Here is a 14,847-nt window from a genome sequence, read left to right on the forward strand (position 1 = left end):
CATGCGCACCCTCCCCACGTCCCCCTCCCTCTCCCCCTCTCCAGGAGCAGTCCGATGACCACAGCCCCCGCGGTCACCGCACCCGCCTCGGAGGTCTGCCGGGTCACGGTGGTGGGCCCCACCGGCCAGGCCGACCTGGCGATCCCGCTCACCACACCGGTCTCCGCGCTGCTGCCCGTACTGGTGCGCCATGTGACGACGGAGACGGCCGAGCGCGGCACGCCCTGGGTGCTGCAACGGCTCGGCGAGGACCCGTTCGACGCCGACGCCACCCCCGCCACCGTGCAGCTGCGCCACGGCGAGGTGCTCCATCTGCGGCCCGCCGACGAGCCGTTGCCCGCCCTGCACTTCGACGATGTCTCCGACGGGGTCGCGCATGTCGTGACAGCGTTGCCAGGCGGCTGGCGCCCGGCGCTGACCCGGGGCCTGGCGCTCACCCTGGCGGTGCTGGCGCTGCCCGCGGTGGCGTGGGCGCTGCTGGGGTTCGGACCGGGGCCCGGGGCCTCGATCGGCGCCGGGGTGATCGCCGTACTGCTGGCCGCCGGATGCGTGGCCGCCGACCGGCTCTCCGCCGACGAGGGCAGTGTGCTGGTCGCCGGTCTCGGCGCGCTCGCGTTCGGCGCGCTGGCCGGGCTGACCTTCCGCCAGGGGCCGCACGGCGGGTTCGCGCCGGGGCTGCCCGGGATGCTGGCCGCGGCGGGCGGTGTCGTGGTGGTGGCCGTCGCGCTGCTGGCACTGCGCCCGCTGCCGCTGGTGGTGCCCGGCACCGCGCTGGGCACCGCGCTCGCCGCCGCCGTGGGGACCGGCCTGATGCGCGCCACCCACTGGCACGGCGCGCAGGCGGTCGCCGTGGTCGCGGTCGCCATGTTCGTGCTCGGCCACTTCGGCCCCCGGCTCGCGCTGCGCACCGCCCGGCTGCGGGTGCCCCGACTCCCGCACAACGCGGCCGAGTTGCAGGAGGACATCGACCCGGAGCCGCAGGAGCGGGTGGAGCGCAGGGTCAAGGCGGCCAGCTCCTTCCTGGACACCCTCAGTGTGTCCTCCGCGTTCGTCTACGCGGCCGGGTTCTGGTACATGACCCGCGAGGGCGGCTGGATCGGCTGGCTGCTGCCGCTGGTCTTCGCGGGCGCGGTGCTGCTGCGGGCGCGCGGCCTGAACCGGTCCGCGCAGCGCGTGCCGACCGTGCTCGCCGGTGCCGCCGGTCTGGCCACGGTGGCGCTCACCCGGTTCGCCGCGGCGGGCGACGGCGCCCGGGTGATCGTGGTGGCCGTGCTGCTCGTCGCGGTCCTCGCCCTGCTGGTGGCCGCGTGGCGGCTGCCGACCGGCCGGCTGCTGCCGGTGTGGGGGCACAGCGGCGACCTGCTGGAGACGGTCACCGCCATCGCGCTGCTGCCACTGCTGCTCCAAGTCCTGCACGCGTACGCCTACTTCCGCGCCCTGACGAGCTGAGAGGAGGCGCATCGTGCAGACCCGACGCGATCACATGCAGGCGTACCAGTTCGCCATGGGCCGCCTTGCGACCGCCCTCGTCACCGGCGACCCCGGCCGCGGCGACAGCCCCACCAAGCGGGCCGCGCTGGGCAGTTTCTTCGGCGCGGGACTCGTCGTCCTGCTCTCCCTGGGCTTCCTGGTCTACGGCAAGCTGTCGCCGGTGACCACGGCGGCCTGGCGCGAGCCCGGCTCGATCGTCGTGGAGAAGGAGACCGGCACCCGCTATCTCTTCCTCGACGGCAGGCTGCGCCCGGTGCGCAACTACGCCTCCGCGCTGCTGCTGACGGGCAAGGGCGCCGCCGTACGCACCGTGGCGGCCAAGGCGCTGAGCGACGTACCGCACGGCGCGCCGATCGGTATCGACGGCGCGCCCGACTCCCTGCCCACCCAGGCCACCCTGCTGGCGGGGGCCTGGACCGACTGCCTGCGCCCGGACCTGCCGTCCGGCCATGTGGTCGACTTCGCGCCGGGCGGCCACGCGGGCGCCTTTCCCGCCGGGCGGCAGCTGCTGCTGAAGTCCGCGAGCGGTCAGCGCTTCCTGCTGTGGCGGGGCACCAAGTACCCGGTGCCCGCGCAGTCCGCGCTGATCGCGCTCGGCCTCGACGGCGACCGTCCGGTGGCCGCGTCCGCCGCGTGGCTGGCCGCCGTACCGACCGGGTCCGCGCTCGCCCCCGCCAAGCTCGACCGGATGGGCGACGCGGCCGGGCAGATCGCCGGACGGCCCGCCGCCGTGGGCCAGTTGTTCACCATGAACGCGGCGGGCGCACGGCACACCTACGTCATGACCGCCGGTGGGGTGGCCCAAGTAAGCGCCACCGAGGCCGCGTTGCTCGCGGCCCGGCCCGGCGCGCCGGCCACCCGCCAGGTATCGGTGACCGACATCGCCTCCGCCCGGGTCTCCGCCCACCACTCCCTGGACAGCGGGGTGCCGGATGTGCTCGGCGCCCCGGCGGTCGACACCTCCGGGCAGGCGGTGTGCCTGCGCGAGAGCACCCAGGGCGCCCGGCTCAGCGCGGCCGTGGTCGTTCAGAGCGGTCCGGCGGCGACGGGGAAGCAGGGGGTGCTGGTGCCGCCGTCGCACGGTGTGTACGCGGTGGACCAGCGGGAGGTGGCGGCGCAGGTGGCCAGCCCGCACACCTTCCTGATCACCGACCAGGGCATCGTCTACCCGCTGGGCTCCTCTGCCGCGCAGTCCCTCGGCATCGGCGGCGGCACCCCGGCCGCGCTGCCGGAGAGCCTGCTGGTGGCGCTGCCCCACGGGCCGGTCCTCGACCGCTCGGTGGCCGCGCTGACGGTGAAGGCGGGACAGGACGGGGCGGCGGCATCCCCCTCGGCCGACTCCCTCCAGCCGCAGGGCACTTCGGGCGTCGGCCGGGCCTCGGGCAAGGCCCCGGTCCCGGCGGTGTCCGCCGATCCGTCCCCCACCGGCTCCGCCGATCGGGTGGGGTGAGCGGATGCGCAGAGGACTGGGCACCGCCCGGGCGGGCGGGACGGCGTTGCAGTGCCGGGCCGAGGGCCGGGCCCTGCTGGTGCACCCCAAGGGCGAACCCGACCCGCAGGCCGCGGCGTTCGCCGCGGGGCTGGCCGCCGACCCGCAGCACACCCTGGCCGTGGTGGATCTCCCCTACGGGTCGCTGGAGGGCTCGGCGGACGCGGTGGCACGGCTGCTGGCGGGCCGGGGCGAAAGCCTGCGCCTGGTCTTCGGCCGCGGCACACCACAGGAGTCGCGGCGTGCCGCGCAGCGGATCGCGGACCGGCTGGACCGACTGGTGCTCGCCCCGGACGGCGCGGTGCTGCCGACCGACGGCGGCGGCCTGTTCATCCCGAGCGACCACGGCGCGGGCTGGCTGCGGTTCCGGCCCGGCCGTTCGGCGGAGCGCGACTCGCGCCGATTCCCCAAGCCACGCTGGGAGTTCTCCACCTTCGACCGCCCCTGGACGACCAGCGGCCACGGCGTCGCCGAGCCGGCGCCCTGCGGGGTGTGGGTGCGCAGCCCGCACGACCATCCCGCCGCCGAGAGCGGCCGGCGCCTGGTGGACCGGCTGCCGAGCCATCCCGACATCCTCACCGTGGTCCTCGGCAGCCCCGGGGGCCCGCCGGTGACCCTGGCGGACGTGACCCGGCTGTGGGAGACGGTCCTGCCGTCCGCGCGCTCCTGGGTGCGCTTCCTGCACCTCGGTCCCGTCGCGCTGCCCGAGGGCGCCGAGGCGCTGGGCCAGGAACTCGCCGACGCGCTCGGCCAGCAGGTGGTGCTGTACGCGGGCGTCCCCGTCGAGTCGCGCGCCGGGCTCGCCTCGCCCGAGGTGGCGGCGGTACGGCCGGACGGCACGCTGGGCCACCACCCCTTCGTCAGCGAGCTGATGTACTTCCCGCGCACCGGGAGCGCCCCCGCGCCGCCCGCCCTCTTCGGGCTGCGCCGACCCCTGTTCGGGGTGCCGGAGATCACCACCGGTGTGTACGAGTACGCCGCCGACGCCGTACTCGAAGTGGTGCAGAGCGGGCTGTGGATGCGCCCGCTGGCCGAGCCCGCGGACGGTGACGCGGTACGCCGCATTCCGGCCGCGCCCGGCTACGCCGCCATCCTCTACGACCGCAGCACACCTGGCGCGGCCGACCGTATGCGCTCGCTCGCCGAGGACATGCTGTGGCGGCTGGACCCCGAGCGCCGCGAGGGCTTCACGATCGCCCCGGCCGACGAGCCGGGCCATGTGGTGGTGACCTCGGACGACACCGAGCTGTGGTCGGCACCGGACGCCACGGCGACGGGTCCGCAGGCGATCGCCCCGACCGCGTCCCGGGGACAGGCCCGGGCGGCGGAGGCGGCGCCCTGGGGTTCGGGAACCCCGGCCGCGACTCCGGTGGCAGAGCACGAAGTTGTACGAGGTGAGGGCCCCGGCGCGGCTTCGGCGCTGGCGCATCTGGACGTCGACGAGACGACCGTACGGGTACGGGGGAACGCGGCACCGGCGACGCCGCCCGTGGTGGCGCCCCCCGCGGCCAGGACCGAGTCCGAGGCACCGGCGGCCGGGCTGCCGCGGGTCGAGTCGGGCGACGACGTCCATGTGACCGGCGAGCCCGGGGACGCGGGCACGGCCGGGCGTCCTGAGACGGTCGCCACCTCGTCGGCCGCTACGACGGCCGAGGGCCCCGTGCCCGTACCCGTGCCCGAGCCGGTGCGGGCGGACCCGCGCCCCGGGCCGGAGCCGATACCCGACGCGCCGCGCACCGACGGTCCGGCGCCGACGCCCGTGGTCCAGGGGCCGGTGCCGCCGGTGCCCGCGCCGCCTCGTCCCGCCGCGCCCGCACGCCTTCCGCTGCCCGACCTTCCGGCCGTGTCCGAGCCGGGAAGCCCCGGCGAGCCGCCGAGGGAGAACCCGCGCCAGGCGGACGATCGGGCGGACGATCCCGAGAGCCGGGAGACGGACCTCCCGGCGCGGACCGGCATACCCGCGCAACCGTCCGCCCCGGAGGCGGAGCATGGACCCGCGCCGGAGCCGGTGAAGTCGGCTGCGCACGCGCCCGGTTCGCCGGGCGCCGGTCCGTCGGTGCCGCCCGCCCCTGCCGCCGAGAAGCCGGAGCCGCAGCCGCAGCCGCAGCCGCAGCCCACGGTGCCGCCGACGGCACCCGCCGCTCCCCCGGCACCCGCCCCCGCCGCACGGCCCGCGCCGTTGATCCGGCTGGAGTCCGACTCCCCGGCCGCCGCTCCCGTGGAGCCCGCCGACACCGGCGGGGCCGACGGGCCGACGCCGCCTGCCCCCGCACCCGCACCCGGCGCCCCCGAGGGTCCCAAGCCCCCGGCGGCCGCCCCCGCGGCCGTCCCCGGTGTCCGTGTCCAGCCCACTCCCAAGGCGTCCGCCTGCGCCGTGCCGCCCGAGCGCGGCACCGAGAAGGAGCGGGACTGGGTGCGGCGGACGCTGAGCACGCAGTACAACGCGGTCGCGGGCACGGTGTCCCGGGTGATGTCGGAGTCGCCGGGACTGCGCGGCGGCGCGCGCGGCGAGGCGGCGGACGCGCTCACCGACCTGGTGGCCGTACGGCTGTTCCTGTCCGGGGACGGCGCGCAGGTCAACGCGGCCGTACGCGCCGCGGCGGTCGGTCCGCACGTGCCGCTCGCCCGCTGTGTGGCGGCCGGGCTGCGCAGGCTGCCCTCGTACCGGGGTGCCGCGCTGCTGCGGGCCCGGGCGAGCGCGGCGGAGCGGGCGTGGTTCCGGGAGGGCCGGCTGGTGACGGAGTGGGCGTTCTGCACGGCGTACGGCGCCCCGCGCCCCGGCCCGCACGACGCCACCGACTTCCTGATCTGGTCGATCACCGCCCGCCGTACCAATCTGATCGACCCCGCCGAGCCGGACCGCGTGGTGTTCCTGCCCGGCACCACGTTCAAGGTGCTGCGCCCCGCCGAGGGCGAAGGCCCGGTGCTGCTGCGGGAGTTGTCGCCGTCGGAGATCGCCTCCGACGGCAAGGTGGACGTCCAGCGGGTGCCGCTGGACGAGATCGCGCTGGACGGACTCGAGCGCGCGGCCGCCGCGCTGCGCGCCGACGACGCGGCGGACCGGGACGAGCGGGGCGGCCCGGACGACCTCGGGACGCCCCCGGGTCTGATCGGCGGGGCACCGGCACCCCGGCAGCGCCCGCGCGGCGCCGGGGACGGCAACGGCAACAGCGGCGACGTGAGTGCGCCTGACGAGGGAGCGAAACTGTGACCCGGCCCGTACTACTGGTGTCGCCGGACCGCCCCGGGGCCTACCGCGCCATCGCCGACGCCCTGGTGGACGCCACCGACGGTGCGCTGATCACCGTCGCGCCGGGGCGTTACGAGGAGAGCCTGTACATCAACCGCGCGGTGACGGTGGCCGCCGAGGGCGCCGGTGGCACGGTGGAGATCGCGGCGGCCTCGGGCAGCACCCTAGTCCTGGACGCGGAGGCGGTCCGGCTCACCGGCCTCCAGCTGTCCGGCACCGACCGCGAGGCCCCGGTGCTCGACGTGCGCCGGGGACAGGCCGCGCTGGACGGCTGCCGGATCTCCGGTGAGGCGTGGGCGGCCGTGCTGGCCTGGCAGGACGGCGTGGTCGCGCTGCGGGACTGCCAGGTCACCAACGCGCAGGGCGCCGGCATCGTGATCACCTCCGGCGGCGCCAACGCCGTGGAGGGCACCCACATCCAGGAGGTCGGCTCGTCGGCGGTCGTGGTGGCCGAGCACGGCCGGCTGACCCTGCGCGACTGCCGGCTCGACCGGGCCCGGGGCAACGGCGTCTGCGTCAACGGACAGGCCACGGCGGTGGTGGAGGGCACCCGGATCAGCGGCAGCGGCAAGCCCGCGCTCGCCGTGGAGCAGAACGCGCGCGCCACGCTGACCGGCGTCGAGGTGAGCGGCAGCGCGGCCCTGGACGCGTATCTCACCAGCGCGGCCGAAGTCGTCCTGAACCGCTGCTCGTTCACCGGCTCCGGTGGCCAGGCGATCCGGGTCGGCGAGGGCAGCGCGCCGGTGCTGCGCGAGTGCCTGGTCGCCGGGGCCCGGCGGGAGGGCATCCATGTCTCGGCCGGTGCGCGGCCCCGCCTCGAGGACTGCCGGATCACCGGCACCCCGACCGGTCTGCTGGTGGAGGCGGGCGGGCACGCCGAGGGCGCGGGGCTGACCGTCGAGGGCGCGGGCACGGCGGCCGTGCACGTGGCGGACGGCACGGTGGTGCTGGACCGGCTGACGGCCGACGCGGGCGGCACCGCGTTGCGCGGCGTCGGCTCCCACGCGCAACTGACCGTGCGCGAAGCCGAGTTGGTGACGGCGGTCGAGCTGTCCGAGGGCGCCTCGGCGACGCTGTCCGCGCTGCGGCTGCGCTCCGGCGGCGGCAGCGGCCTCGCCCTCGCCTCGGGTGCCCGCGCCGAGGTGACCGGCTCGGCGTTCACCGGCTGCTCGACACTCGTCGGCGCCGAGGCCGAACTGAGCGCCCAGGACAGCGAGTTCACCGGGGCGGACGGCGACGGCATCCGGATCAGCGCGGGCGGTGCCCTCACCGCGGTCGGCTGCCGGGTCAACGGCGCGCGCGGCCACGGCGTGAACGTGCAGGCGTCCTCGCGGGCCGAACTGACCAACTGCACCGTCTTCGACAACGGCGGCGACGGCGTGCGCTGCAACACCGACGAACCGGTGCGGGTGCACGACTGCGAGATCCGCGACAACGGCGGCGTCCCGGTGCGCCAGCTCAAGACGGGCCGGGTCTCGGTGGAGCGCGTCGACACCGGCGGCGACCCGGGCGGCCGTACGACCGCCACCACCGGCACCGGCGGCTCCGGCGCGCTGGACGCCGAGGCGGCGACCCGGGCGGCCGCGCACACCGGCACCGGACCCCTCGCGGAGCTGGAGGGGCTGGTCGGCCTGGAGAGCGTGAAGCTGGAGGTCACCGGGCTGATCAACCTCAACAAGATGGCGCAGCGCCGCCAGGAGATGGGCCTGCCGATGCCGCCCATGAGCCGGCACCTGGTCTTCGCGGGGCCGCCCGGCACCGGCAAGACCACGGTGGCCCGGCTCTACGGTGCGGTCCTCGCCGAACTGGGCATCCTCAGCCAGGGCCATATCGTCGAGGTGGCCCGCGCCGACCTGGTGGCGCAGATCATCGGCGGTACGGCCATCAAGACCACGGAGGTCTTCAACAAGGCGCTCGGCGGTGTGCTGTTCATCGACGAGGCGTACACCCTCACCAACCAGTCCCGCGGCAACGGCCCCGACTTCGGGCAGGAGGCCGTCGACACGCTGATGAAGCTGATGGAGGACCACCGCGACGAGGTCGTGGTGATCGTGGCCGGGTATTCGGCGCAGATGGAGCAGTTCCTCGCCTCCAACCCGGGCATGGCCTCCCGCTTCGCCCGCACCGTGGAGTTCCCCAACTACAGCGCCGAGGAACTGGTCACCATCGTGCGGGGCCTGTGCGCCAAGCACTACTACGAGCTGTCGGGCTCGGCGCTGGAGGCCCTGGACCGCTACTTCCAGGACGTGCCCAAGAGCGCCACCTTCGGCAACGGCCGCGTCGCCCGCCAGGTCTTCGAGGAGATGATCAGCCGGCAGGCCTCCCGGCTCGCCGCCGAACCCCCGGGCGATGACACGGAGTTGTCCCGTCTGGACGGCGCGGACGTCATCACGGTGCCGGGCGGCGCGGCGGAGGCGCAGGGCGGCCCGGCGGCCCCGGCGAGCGGCCGGGCCGAGCAGCGGGCCGACGCAGGATCCGGCACCCCGCGGCCCGCGAGCCCGGCCCCCGCCCCCTCCTCGGCGTCCGCACAACCGGCGGGCCTGCGCAAGCTGGCCGCGATGACCGGCCTCGACACGGCCCGCGCCGCCCTGGCCACCCGCGTCGCGGCGCTCGCCGGTGCCCCGCGGGAGCCCGGGCGGGCGGTGTCCGCGCAGGCCAACATCGTGCTGGAAGGGCCGCAGGGCAGTGGTCGGCGGGCGCTGGCCCGGGCGTACGCGCGGTGTCTGACCGAGGCGGGGCTGCTCAGCTCGGGCACCGTGCACGAGGTACGGCTATCCGCGCTCCCGGCCCGCTTCCCGAAGCAGCCCGCCCACCGGCTGGCGGCGGCCCTGGAGGAGGCGGAGGGCGGGCTGCTGGTGCTGCGTCTCGACGACGCCCTCGGCCGCCGTTCGCCCGCCGAGCGCGCGGCGGTCCTTGACGGGCTGGCCCGGCTGGCCGGTACGCCCTGCGACACGGTGCTCGCGCTGTGCGGCTCGCCCGCCGAGCTGCGTGCGCTGGTGGGCGAACGGGCCGATGTCGCCGAGGAGTTCGCCGAGTACCTGCGGCTCGACCCGTACACCGTGGAGCAGGCCATCGAGCTGGTACGGCGCCGGTTGTGGGCCTTCGGCTTCCAACTGGCCGACGACGCGGTGGAGATGCTGGCCGCCGCCTTCCGTGCCGCGCCGCCGCCCGGGGGTGCCTGGGAGGCACACCGGCTGGCGGAACGGCTCGCCGCGTCGGCCCGTACCCGTACGGTGTCCGCGACCGACCTGCCCGGCCCTTCGGCGCCCGACGCGACTCCGGGGTCCGGCCCCGCGGGCGCGGCGGCTGATCTCGCGGCCGGTGCGGGTGGACCAGGTGAACACGATCTTGGCCACGTCGGGGTGGTCCACCAGGGCCCGCCCGGCGATGTGGCCGCGGCCGGTGAACGCCCCGCACCCGGGGGCCGGACTGCCGGGCAGCACAGAGCCGCCGCCGCAGGCGAGGCCCCTGGTGCAGACATGAGAGACGTCCGCCCCGGCGCCGCGCACGACCTCGTGCGCGGCGCCGGACGGCGGGTGAACCCCCCACCATCCGGCGCCGACGCACACCCCCCGCGGGTGCCGCGTCACTGTCAACGGCCCAGGCCGGGCGCCGCAGTTCGAGAGAGGACCATACGATGGCACTGACGTCAGTCGAACTACAGGGAATGACCGCCGCCCAGGGCAGCTTCCAGACCGCCCTGGACGAGACGACCGGCTCGTACTCGCAGATGGACGGCCAGATCGAGGGCCTGCGGGCGAGCTGGAGCGGCGAGGCCGCGAACATCTACCACACGGCCATGCAGGACTGGCTGACCGACTTCGACAAGGTCAACCAGGCGCTGCGCACCATGCTGGAGAAGCTGGCGCAGAACACCCACATCTACGCCAACACCCACGAGAACACCCAGCAGCAGGCGCAGCAGGTCGCGCAGCAGATCGGCTCGGGCAGCGTCGGTCTGCCCGGCTTCCCCTCCTGACCGGTCCCCGACCGACGCACACCTTCGTACTCGCATCCGTTCCCAAGGAGCCGGACAGCAGATGACCACGTACACCGTTCAGATGGAGCAGGTCGACTACATCGTCGGCGAGATGAACTCCATCACGCAGCGCATCAACCAGACTCTCACCGAGCTGGACAACGCGGCGAAGATGCACCTCAGCGAGTGGACCAGTGACGCCCAGCAGACCTACCAGCAGGTCAAGGCGCAGTGGGACGCGGCCGCCGCGGACATGACCCAGAAGGCCGCCTCCGCCACGCAGATGCTCGGTGAGATCAACGAGTACTACTCCAGTGGCGAGCGCCAGGGCGTTCGGCTCTGGGGGTGACCGATGGCTGACCAACCTCTACCGATCCCGGAACCGCACACGTCGACGCCGACTCCGGACCCGCAGCACTACGACGGCGGCACGACACTCGATTCCGGGCACGGCACCGTGACCGCGTCCACCACCTTCAACCCGCCCAACGTACCGGGCGGTTCGGGTAATCCGGGCAGCGGTACCAGTGTGGACACCCCGTCGATGCTGTTGTTCGCCGACAACATCGACAAGCTGATCCAGCCCACGCGGGACGCCGCGACCGAGCTGGGGAAGGTGCAGGCCGAGCCGGGCGCGTTCTATCACGCGAACCAGATCCGGACGAAGGTCAACGGTCCGAACGCCGACTCCGGGCTCAAGGAGTCGTACATCAAGGTGTTCCAGGACCTGGCCCAGGGCCTCGGTGATCTGCGCGACGGCGTCAAGCAGTTGGCGCAGCACTACACCACTCTGGAAGACGCCGGGCGGATGAAGGCCACGGATCTGCAGAACGCCATGCAGAGCACGAGCAGCGACTTCACCAGCCTGGTGACCGACGCCGGCGGGTCCGGCGGCGGTGGAGCAAGTTGACGGGTGGTCCCCGCCGCCCCCGGTGCCGTACGACGGTGACCGGGGGCGGCGGGGACCCTGACAGGGGCGCAAGCGGGAGACTGGGGCAAAGATGGGCAGCCCGGACTACAACACCGGCGGGTTCAGCGACAGCGGTGACGGCATCTTCGCCGATCCCGGGAACGATCCGGGGTCGATCGACGACTACAACTCGTGGGACTGGAAACAGATCATGGCGGCCATCAATGGCATGTCCGCCGGCACCGGTTCCGACTCCAACGAGGAGCGTGCCAAGGGCATCTCCGACCCCCAGTCCCTGATGGACGCGGCGGGCCACTTCCTGAACGCCGAGGTGGTGCTCGCCGGTATCGCCAAGAGCCTCGCCGACCAGGCGAACGCGCTGGCCGGGGAGAACGGCCCGTGGAAGGGGGCCGCGGCGGACGCCTTCTGCGACATGATCAACACGTTCTCGCGCCAGGTGAAGGCGACCGCGGACGTGCTCTCCGGCGGCGAGGCGGGCAACTCGGTGCCGCAGCAGCTCGCCGACAACTCGGTCAATCTGTACAACGCCCGGGTCAAGATCGCCGACATCGACGCCTGGTACGCCGACCAGGCCGTGAAGATGGGCGTCAAGCCGATGAGCAACGGCCTGATCCCGATCCACGAGAAGCCGCAGCTGGTCGACATGATGACCAGCGACATGCGGGCGGTCCTCAAGAGCCTGGCGGGCGAGTACCAGGTCACCATCGACTCGGTGCACACCCCGCCGCCCGTGACCAGCCCCACGGACAGCCCGGATGTGCCGGACGACGTCCCGGACGTCTCCGACCCCAATCTGACCGACCCGAACCTGCCCGATGTCAACGCGCCGGATCCGCAGGCGTTCTCGTCGCCCGACACCTCGGGCCTGCCGGACCCGCAAATGCCCGGCATCGACCCGATGAGCACGCTCGCCACGCCCTCGCCGTACTCCGGCGACACCAGTGTGGACGGCAACGCGCCCGGTCTGGACGGGCTTCCCAAGGACGCGCTCGGCAACGACACCCTCGATCCGAGCGCCCTCGACCAGGCGCTCAACCCGTCGGCGTTCCCCGGCGGTTCCAACCTGGACGACGGTCTTCCGACGTTCTCGCCCACCTCCTTCCCGGGCGGCCTGAACACGGGTACCGGCGACGGGAAGTTCCCCTCGCTGGCCGACAACCTCGCCGAGGATCCGGCCAGTTGGTCGGACACCGGCGGGCTTCCCGAGGACTTCCCCGGCGACACGGGGGTCGGCGGCACCGGCGGCCTGAACGCGGGGGCAGGGCTCGGCGATGTCGCCCCCGAGCAGTTCCCGGGCGGCCTCGGCACGGAGTCCGGACTGCCGGAGGGGCTCGCCTCGCCGTCCCTCCTGGACAACGCGCTGGAGTCACCGGCCATCGACGGCCTGTCGCAGGGCGAACAGGGCCTCGGCACGGGCGGGATGCCGATGATGCCGGGCATGGGCGGGAGCGGCATGCCGCAGACCGGCGCCCTCGACCCCAGCGACTCCAGCGGACTGCTCGACAGCGAGGCCGAGCCCTGGAGCGGTGACCCGAGCGTGGCCGACGAGATCGGCGGCAGGGGCGCCGACGCGGGCGGCGACGGCCTCGGGCTGCCGCTGGACGAGGCGGAGGCCGCGGGCTACCCCGGCGGGCTCTCCACCGAGGAGGGTCTCACCGGCACCGGTACCGGCGCGGGCGGCATGCCCATGATGCCGGGCATGGGCGGGGGCGGCATGCCGCAGACCGGCGCCCTGGACCCCAGCGACTCCAGCGGACTGCTCGACAGCGAGGCCGAGCCCTGGGTCGGCGACCCCGAGGTGGGCGAGGAGATCGGCGGTGCCGGGGCCCGGGCGGGCGGCGAGGGGCTGGGGCTGCCGCTGGACGAGGAGGCGCGGGCACTGCCGGGCGCGCTCGCCGCCGAGGAGGCCGAGCAGGGCTCGGCCCTGGGCATGGGCGGCATGAACGGCATGCCCATGATGCCCGGCATGGGCGGGGGCGGCCCGGCCGCGCAGGGCACGACCGACCCGAGCGACGCCTCGGGGCTGCTGGAGCCCGAGGGCGAGCCGTGGACCGGTGAGCCCGGGGTGCCCGAGGAGATCACCGGGGGCGCCGGAGCGGGTGGCGAGGGACTCGCACTGCCCGAGCCCACCGAGGGTGTGATGATCGGCTCGGACGGGCTGCCCATCGCGCCGGGGCCCACGGCGGCTCCCGTGGCGCCCCTCGCGGACGGCGAGGAGATGGGTGCCGCTGTCGCGGGCGAGGCCGAGGCGGCGGAGGCGGGTGCCGCCGTGGCGGGCGAGGCCGCGCCCGCGATGCCCGGCATGATGCCCGGCGCGGGCGCCCCTTCCGCCGGTGCGCGGGACGAGCGGTCGGACGCCTCCGGTCTGCTGGATCCGGACGAGCAGGTGTGGACGCCGGAGGCGGAGCCCGACGGCGAGCGTCCGGTCGTCGCGGCTCACGAGGGCGTGGGCGAGGGCGCGTTGCCCGCCGCGCTGCTCGGGGCGGCGGCGACCGCCGCCGCGGTGGCCGGGTCCGGCCTCGGCACGGGTACGGCGGGACCCGAGGAGGAGTCCGCCGAACGACGGCACCGGCGTCGGCACGAGGACGACGCGGCCGCGCTGATCGTGCTGCCGGTGGCCGGCGAGGACACCGCGCAACAGCTCGACGAGGACCACCCCGACGAGCCGGACCAGCCCGAACTCCCCGACGACCATGTGGCGTTGGCGCCCGCCGCCGGGGCCGAGGCGGAGGACACTGCGGCCTGGGACAGCGCGGGGGCCGCGTTCGTGCCGCTGCTGTGGTCCGTGCCGACCGAGGACGAGGAGGAGGTCCTCGCGCCCGGCTACGCGACGGAGGAGGCAAGCACCTGGTCCGGCGAGGCCGGTGTCGCGGCGGAGGAGACGGACGGCCCCCGGCTCTCCACCTGGCGCCCCAACCGGACCGGCCCCACCGGCCCCGGCGAGATGGTCGTCCCGGCCGTACGGCTGCGCTCGTTCGCCGGTGACCCCTCGGAACTCACCGCCGAACTGCCGCCGCAGGACCCGGCGTTGGACGACACGGAGGCCGAGGAGGAGCTCGCGCAGCCGTCCCGGGGCATCGCGGACCTGCTGGTCCAGGAGGGCGACACCTGGGGCACGGCGGCCTCCGACGGCTCGGGGGCGGTGCTGTGACCACCCCCGGCTCCCGCCACCTGCCCGGCCCTCGCCGCCCGCCCGCCACCCGGCGCCGCCCCGCCGCCGCACCATCGCACGACGCAAGGAGACTCGGATGAGCAGCCCCTACGACCAGGAGATAGAAGACCTGCTGGCGCTGTACCGCAAGCAGCGCACGGAGGCCGTGGAGACGCGGCGCCGGATCAATGAGGTGACCGGTACGGCGACCGCGCCCCGGCAGACCGTCAAGGCGACCGTGAACGCGCAGGGCGAGGTCACCGCGATCGAGTTTCCCACCGGCGCCTACCACCGGATGGCGCCGAAGGAACTCTCCGAGGCGCTGCTGTCCACCATCCGCCAGGCCCGCGCCAACGCGCTGGAGGCCGTCTCGGAGGTCGGCTCGCACGGGCTGCCGGCCGGGGTGCGGCTCACCGACCTCATCGAGGGCAAGATCGACGCCACGGAACTGCTCGCGGAGGAACCGGCCATGCCCGACGAGGTGCGCGAGTACATCGCCGAGGGCCGGCCGGACGTACGACGCGGTGGCGGCCGATGACGCCGGGCACCGCACCCC

The 14,847-nt window shown here is 75.0% G+C and carries 9 protein-coding genes and 1 pseudogene; 9 read left to right on the top strand and 1 reads right to left on the bottom strand.

Annotation, left to right across the window (positions count from 1 at the left end; translation table 11 throughout):
- Positions 1–54: 54 nt before the first annotated feature.
- The 4 genes and pseudogenes from eccD to ACLF5H_RS29305 form a co-directional block, all read left to right on the top strand.
- The gene (gene eccD, locus ACLF5H_RS29290) at positions 55–1,449 is read left to right on the top strand and encodes a type VII secretion integral membrane protein EccD (RefSeq protein WP_421678998.1); all 1,395 of its coding nucleotides are present in this window, start codon (positions 55–57) and stop codon (positions 1,447–1,449) included.
- A gap of 13 nt (positions 1,450–1,462) precedes the next feature.
- The gene (eccB, locus tag ACLF5H_RS29295; protein WP_421678999.1) at positions 1,463–2,941 is read left to right on the top strand and encodes a type VII secretion protein EccB; all 1,479 of its coding nucleotides are present in this window, start codon (positions 1,463–1,465) and stop codon (positions 2,939–2,941) included.
- A 4-nt stretch (positions 2,942–2,945) separates the two neighbouring features.
- Positions 2,946–6,191, top strand: coding sequence for a hypothetical protein (locus tag ACLF5H_RS29300; protein ID WP_421679000.1), 3,246 nt, complete (start codon positions 2,946–2,948; stop codon positions 6,189–6,191).
- A 281-nt stretch (positions 6,192–6,472) separates the two neighbouring features.
- A pseudogene (locus tag ACLF5H_RS29305) lies at positions 6,473–8,557 on the top strand (right-handed parallel beta-helix repeat-containing protein); the annotation flags it as partial.
- Between the two features lie 444 nt (positions 8,558–9,001).
- Here ACLF5H_RS29305 and ACLF5H_RS29310 read toward each other — a convergent pair.
- Positions 9,002–9,874, bottom strand: coding sequence for an aldehyde dehydrogenase family protein (locus ACLF5H_RS29310; protein WP_421679153.1), 873 nt, complete (start codon positions 9,872–9,874; stop codon positions 9,002–9,004).
- On the opposite strand from ACLF5H_RS29310, the gene ACLF5H_RS29315 reads away from it, so the two are divergent.
- The 5 genes from ACLF5H_RS29315 to ACLF5H_RS29335 all read left to right on the top strand — a co-directional run bounded on the left by ACLF5H_RS29315 (position 9,868) and on the right by ACLF5H_RS29335 (position 14,829).
- The gene (locus ACLF5H_RS29315; protein WP_421679001.1) at positions 9,868–10,209 is read left to right on the top strand and encodes a WXG100 family type VII secretion target; all 342 of its coding nucleotides are present in this window, start codon (positions 9,868–9,870) and stop codon (positions 10,207–10,209) included. The genes ACLF5H_RS29310 and ACLF5H_RS29315 overlap by 7 nt on opposite strands.
- Before the next feature lie 61 nt (positions 10,210–10,270).
- A complete protein-coding gene (locus tag ACLF5H_RS29320; RefSeq protein ID WP_037655754.1) occupies positions 10,271–10,558 on the top strand; it encodes a WXG100 family type VII secretion target in 288 nt (95 codons plus the stop codon).
- 3 nt (positions 10,559–10,561) lie between these two features.
- Positions 10,562–11,119 (top strand): hypothetical protein, encoded by a 558-nt coding sequence (locus ACLF5H_RS29325; RefSeq protein WP_421679002.1) that lies wholly within the window; start codon positions 10,562–10,564, stop codon positions 11,117–11,119.
- A 91-nt stretch (positions 11,120–11,210) separates the two neighbouring features.
- Complete coding sequence (locus tag ACLF5H_RS29330) at positions 11,211–14,291, top strand: WXG100 family type VII secretion target (RefSeq protein ID WP_421679003.1); 3,081 nt, start codon at positions 11,211–11,213, stop codon at positions 14,289–14,291.
- A 97-nt stretch (positions 14,292–14,388) separates the two neighbouring features.
- Complete coding sequence (locus ACLF5H_RS29335; protein ID WP_421679004.1) at positions 14,389–14,829, top strand: YbaB/EbfC family nucleoid-associated protein; 441 nt, start codon at positions 14,389–14,391, stop codon at positions 14,827–14,829.
- Positions 14,830–14,847 lie beyond the last annotated feature (18 nt).

The sequence above is a fragment of the Streptomyces sp. LaBMicrA B280 genome (assembly GCF_049222185.1).
In the GTDB taxonomy this organism is placed as follows: Bacteria; Actinomycetota; Actinomycetes; order Streptomycetales; family Streptomycetaceae; genus Streptomyces; species Streptomyces murinus.

Excerpts from the sequence above, each read along its gene's own strand:
- eccD (WP_421678998.1), top strand. The coding sequence starts at position 55 with ATGACCACAGCCCCCGCGGTCACCGCACCCGCCTCGGAGGTCTGCCGG.
- ACLF5H_RS29300 (WP_421679000.1), top strand. The coding sequence starts at position 2,946 with ATGCGCAGAGGACTGGGCACCGCCCGGGCGGGCGGGACGGCGTTGCAG.
- ACLF5H_RS29315 (WP_421679001.1), top strand. The coding sequence starts at position 9,868 with ATGGCACTGACGTCAGTCGAACTACAGGGAATGACCGCCGCCCAGGGC.
- ACLF5H_RS29320 (WP_037655754.1), top strand. The coding sequence starts at position 10,271 with ATGACCACGTACACCGTTCAGATGGAGCAGGTCGACTACATCGTCGGC.
- ACLF5H_RS29325 (WP_421679002.1), top strand. The coding sequence starts at position 10,562 with ATGGCTGACCAACCTCTACCGATCCCGGAACCGCACACGTCGACGCCG.
- ACLF5H_RS29330 (WP_421679003.1), top strand. The coding sequence starts at position 11,211 with ATGGGCAGCCCGGACTACAACACCGGCGGGTTCAGCGACAGCGGTGAC.
- ACLF5H_RS29335 (WP_421679004.1), top strand. The coding sequence starts at position 14,389 with ATGAGCAGCCCCTACGACCAGGAGATAGAAGACCTGCTGGCGCTGTAC.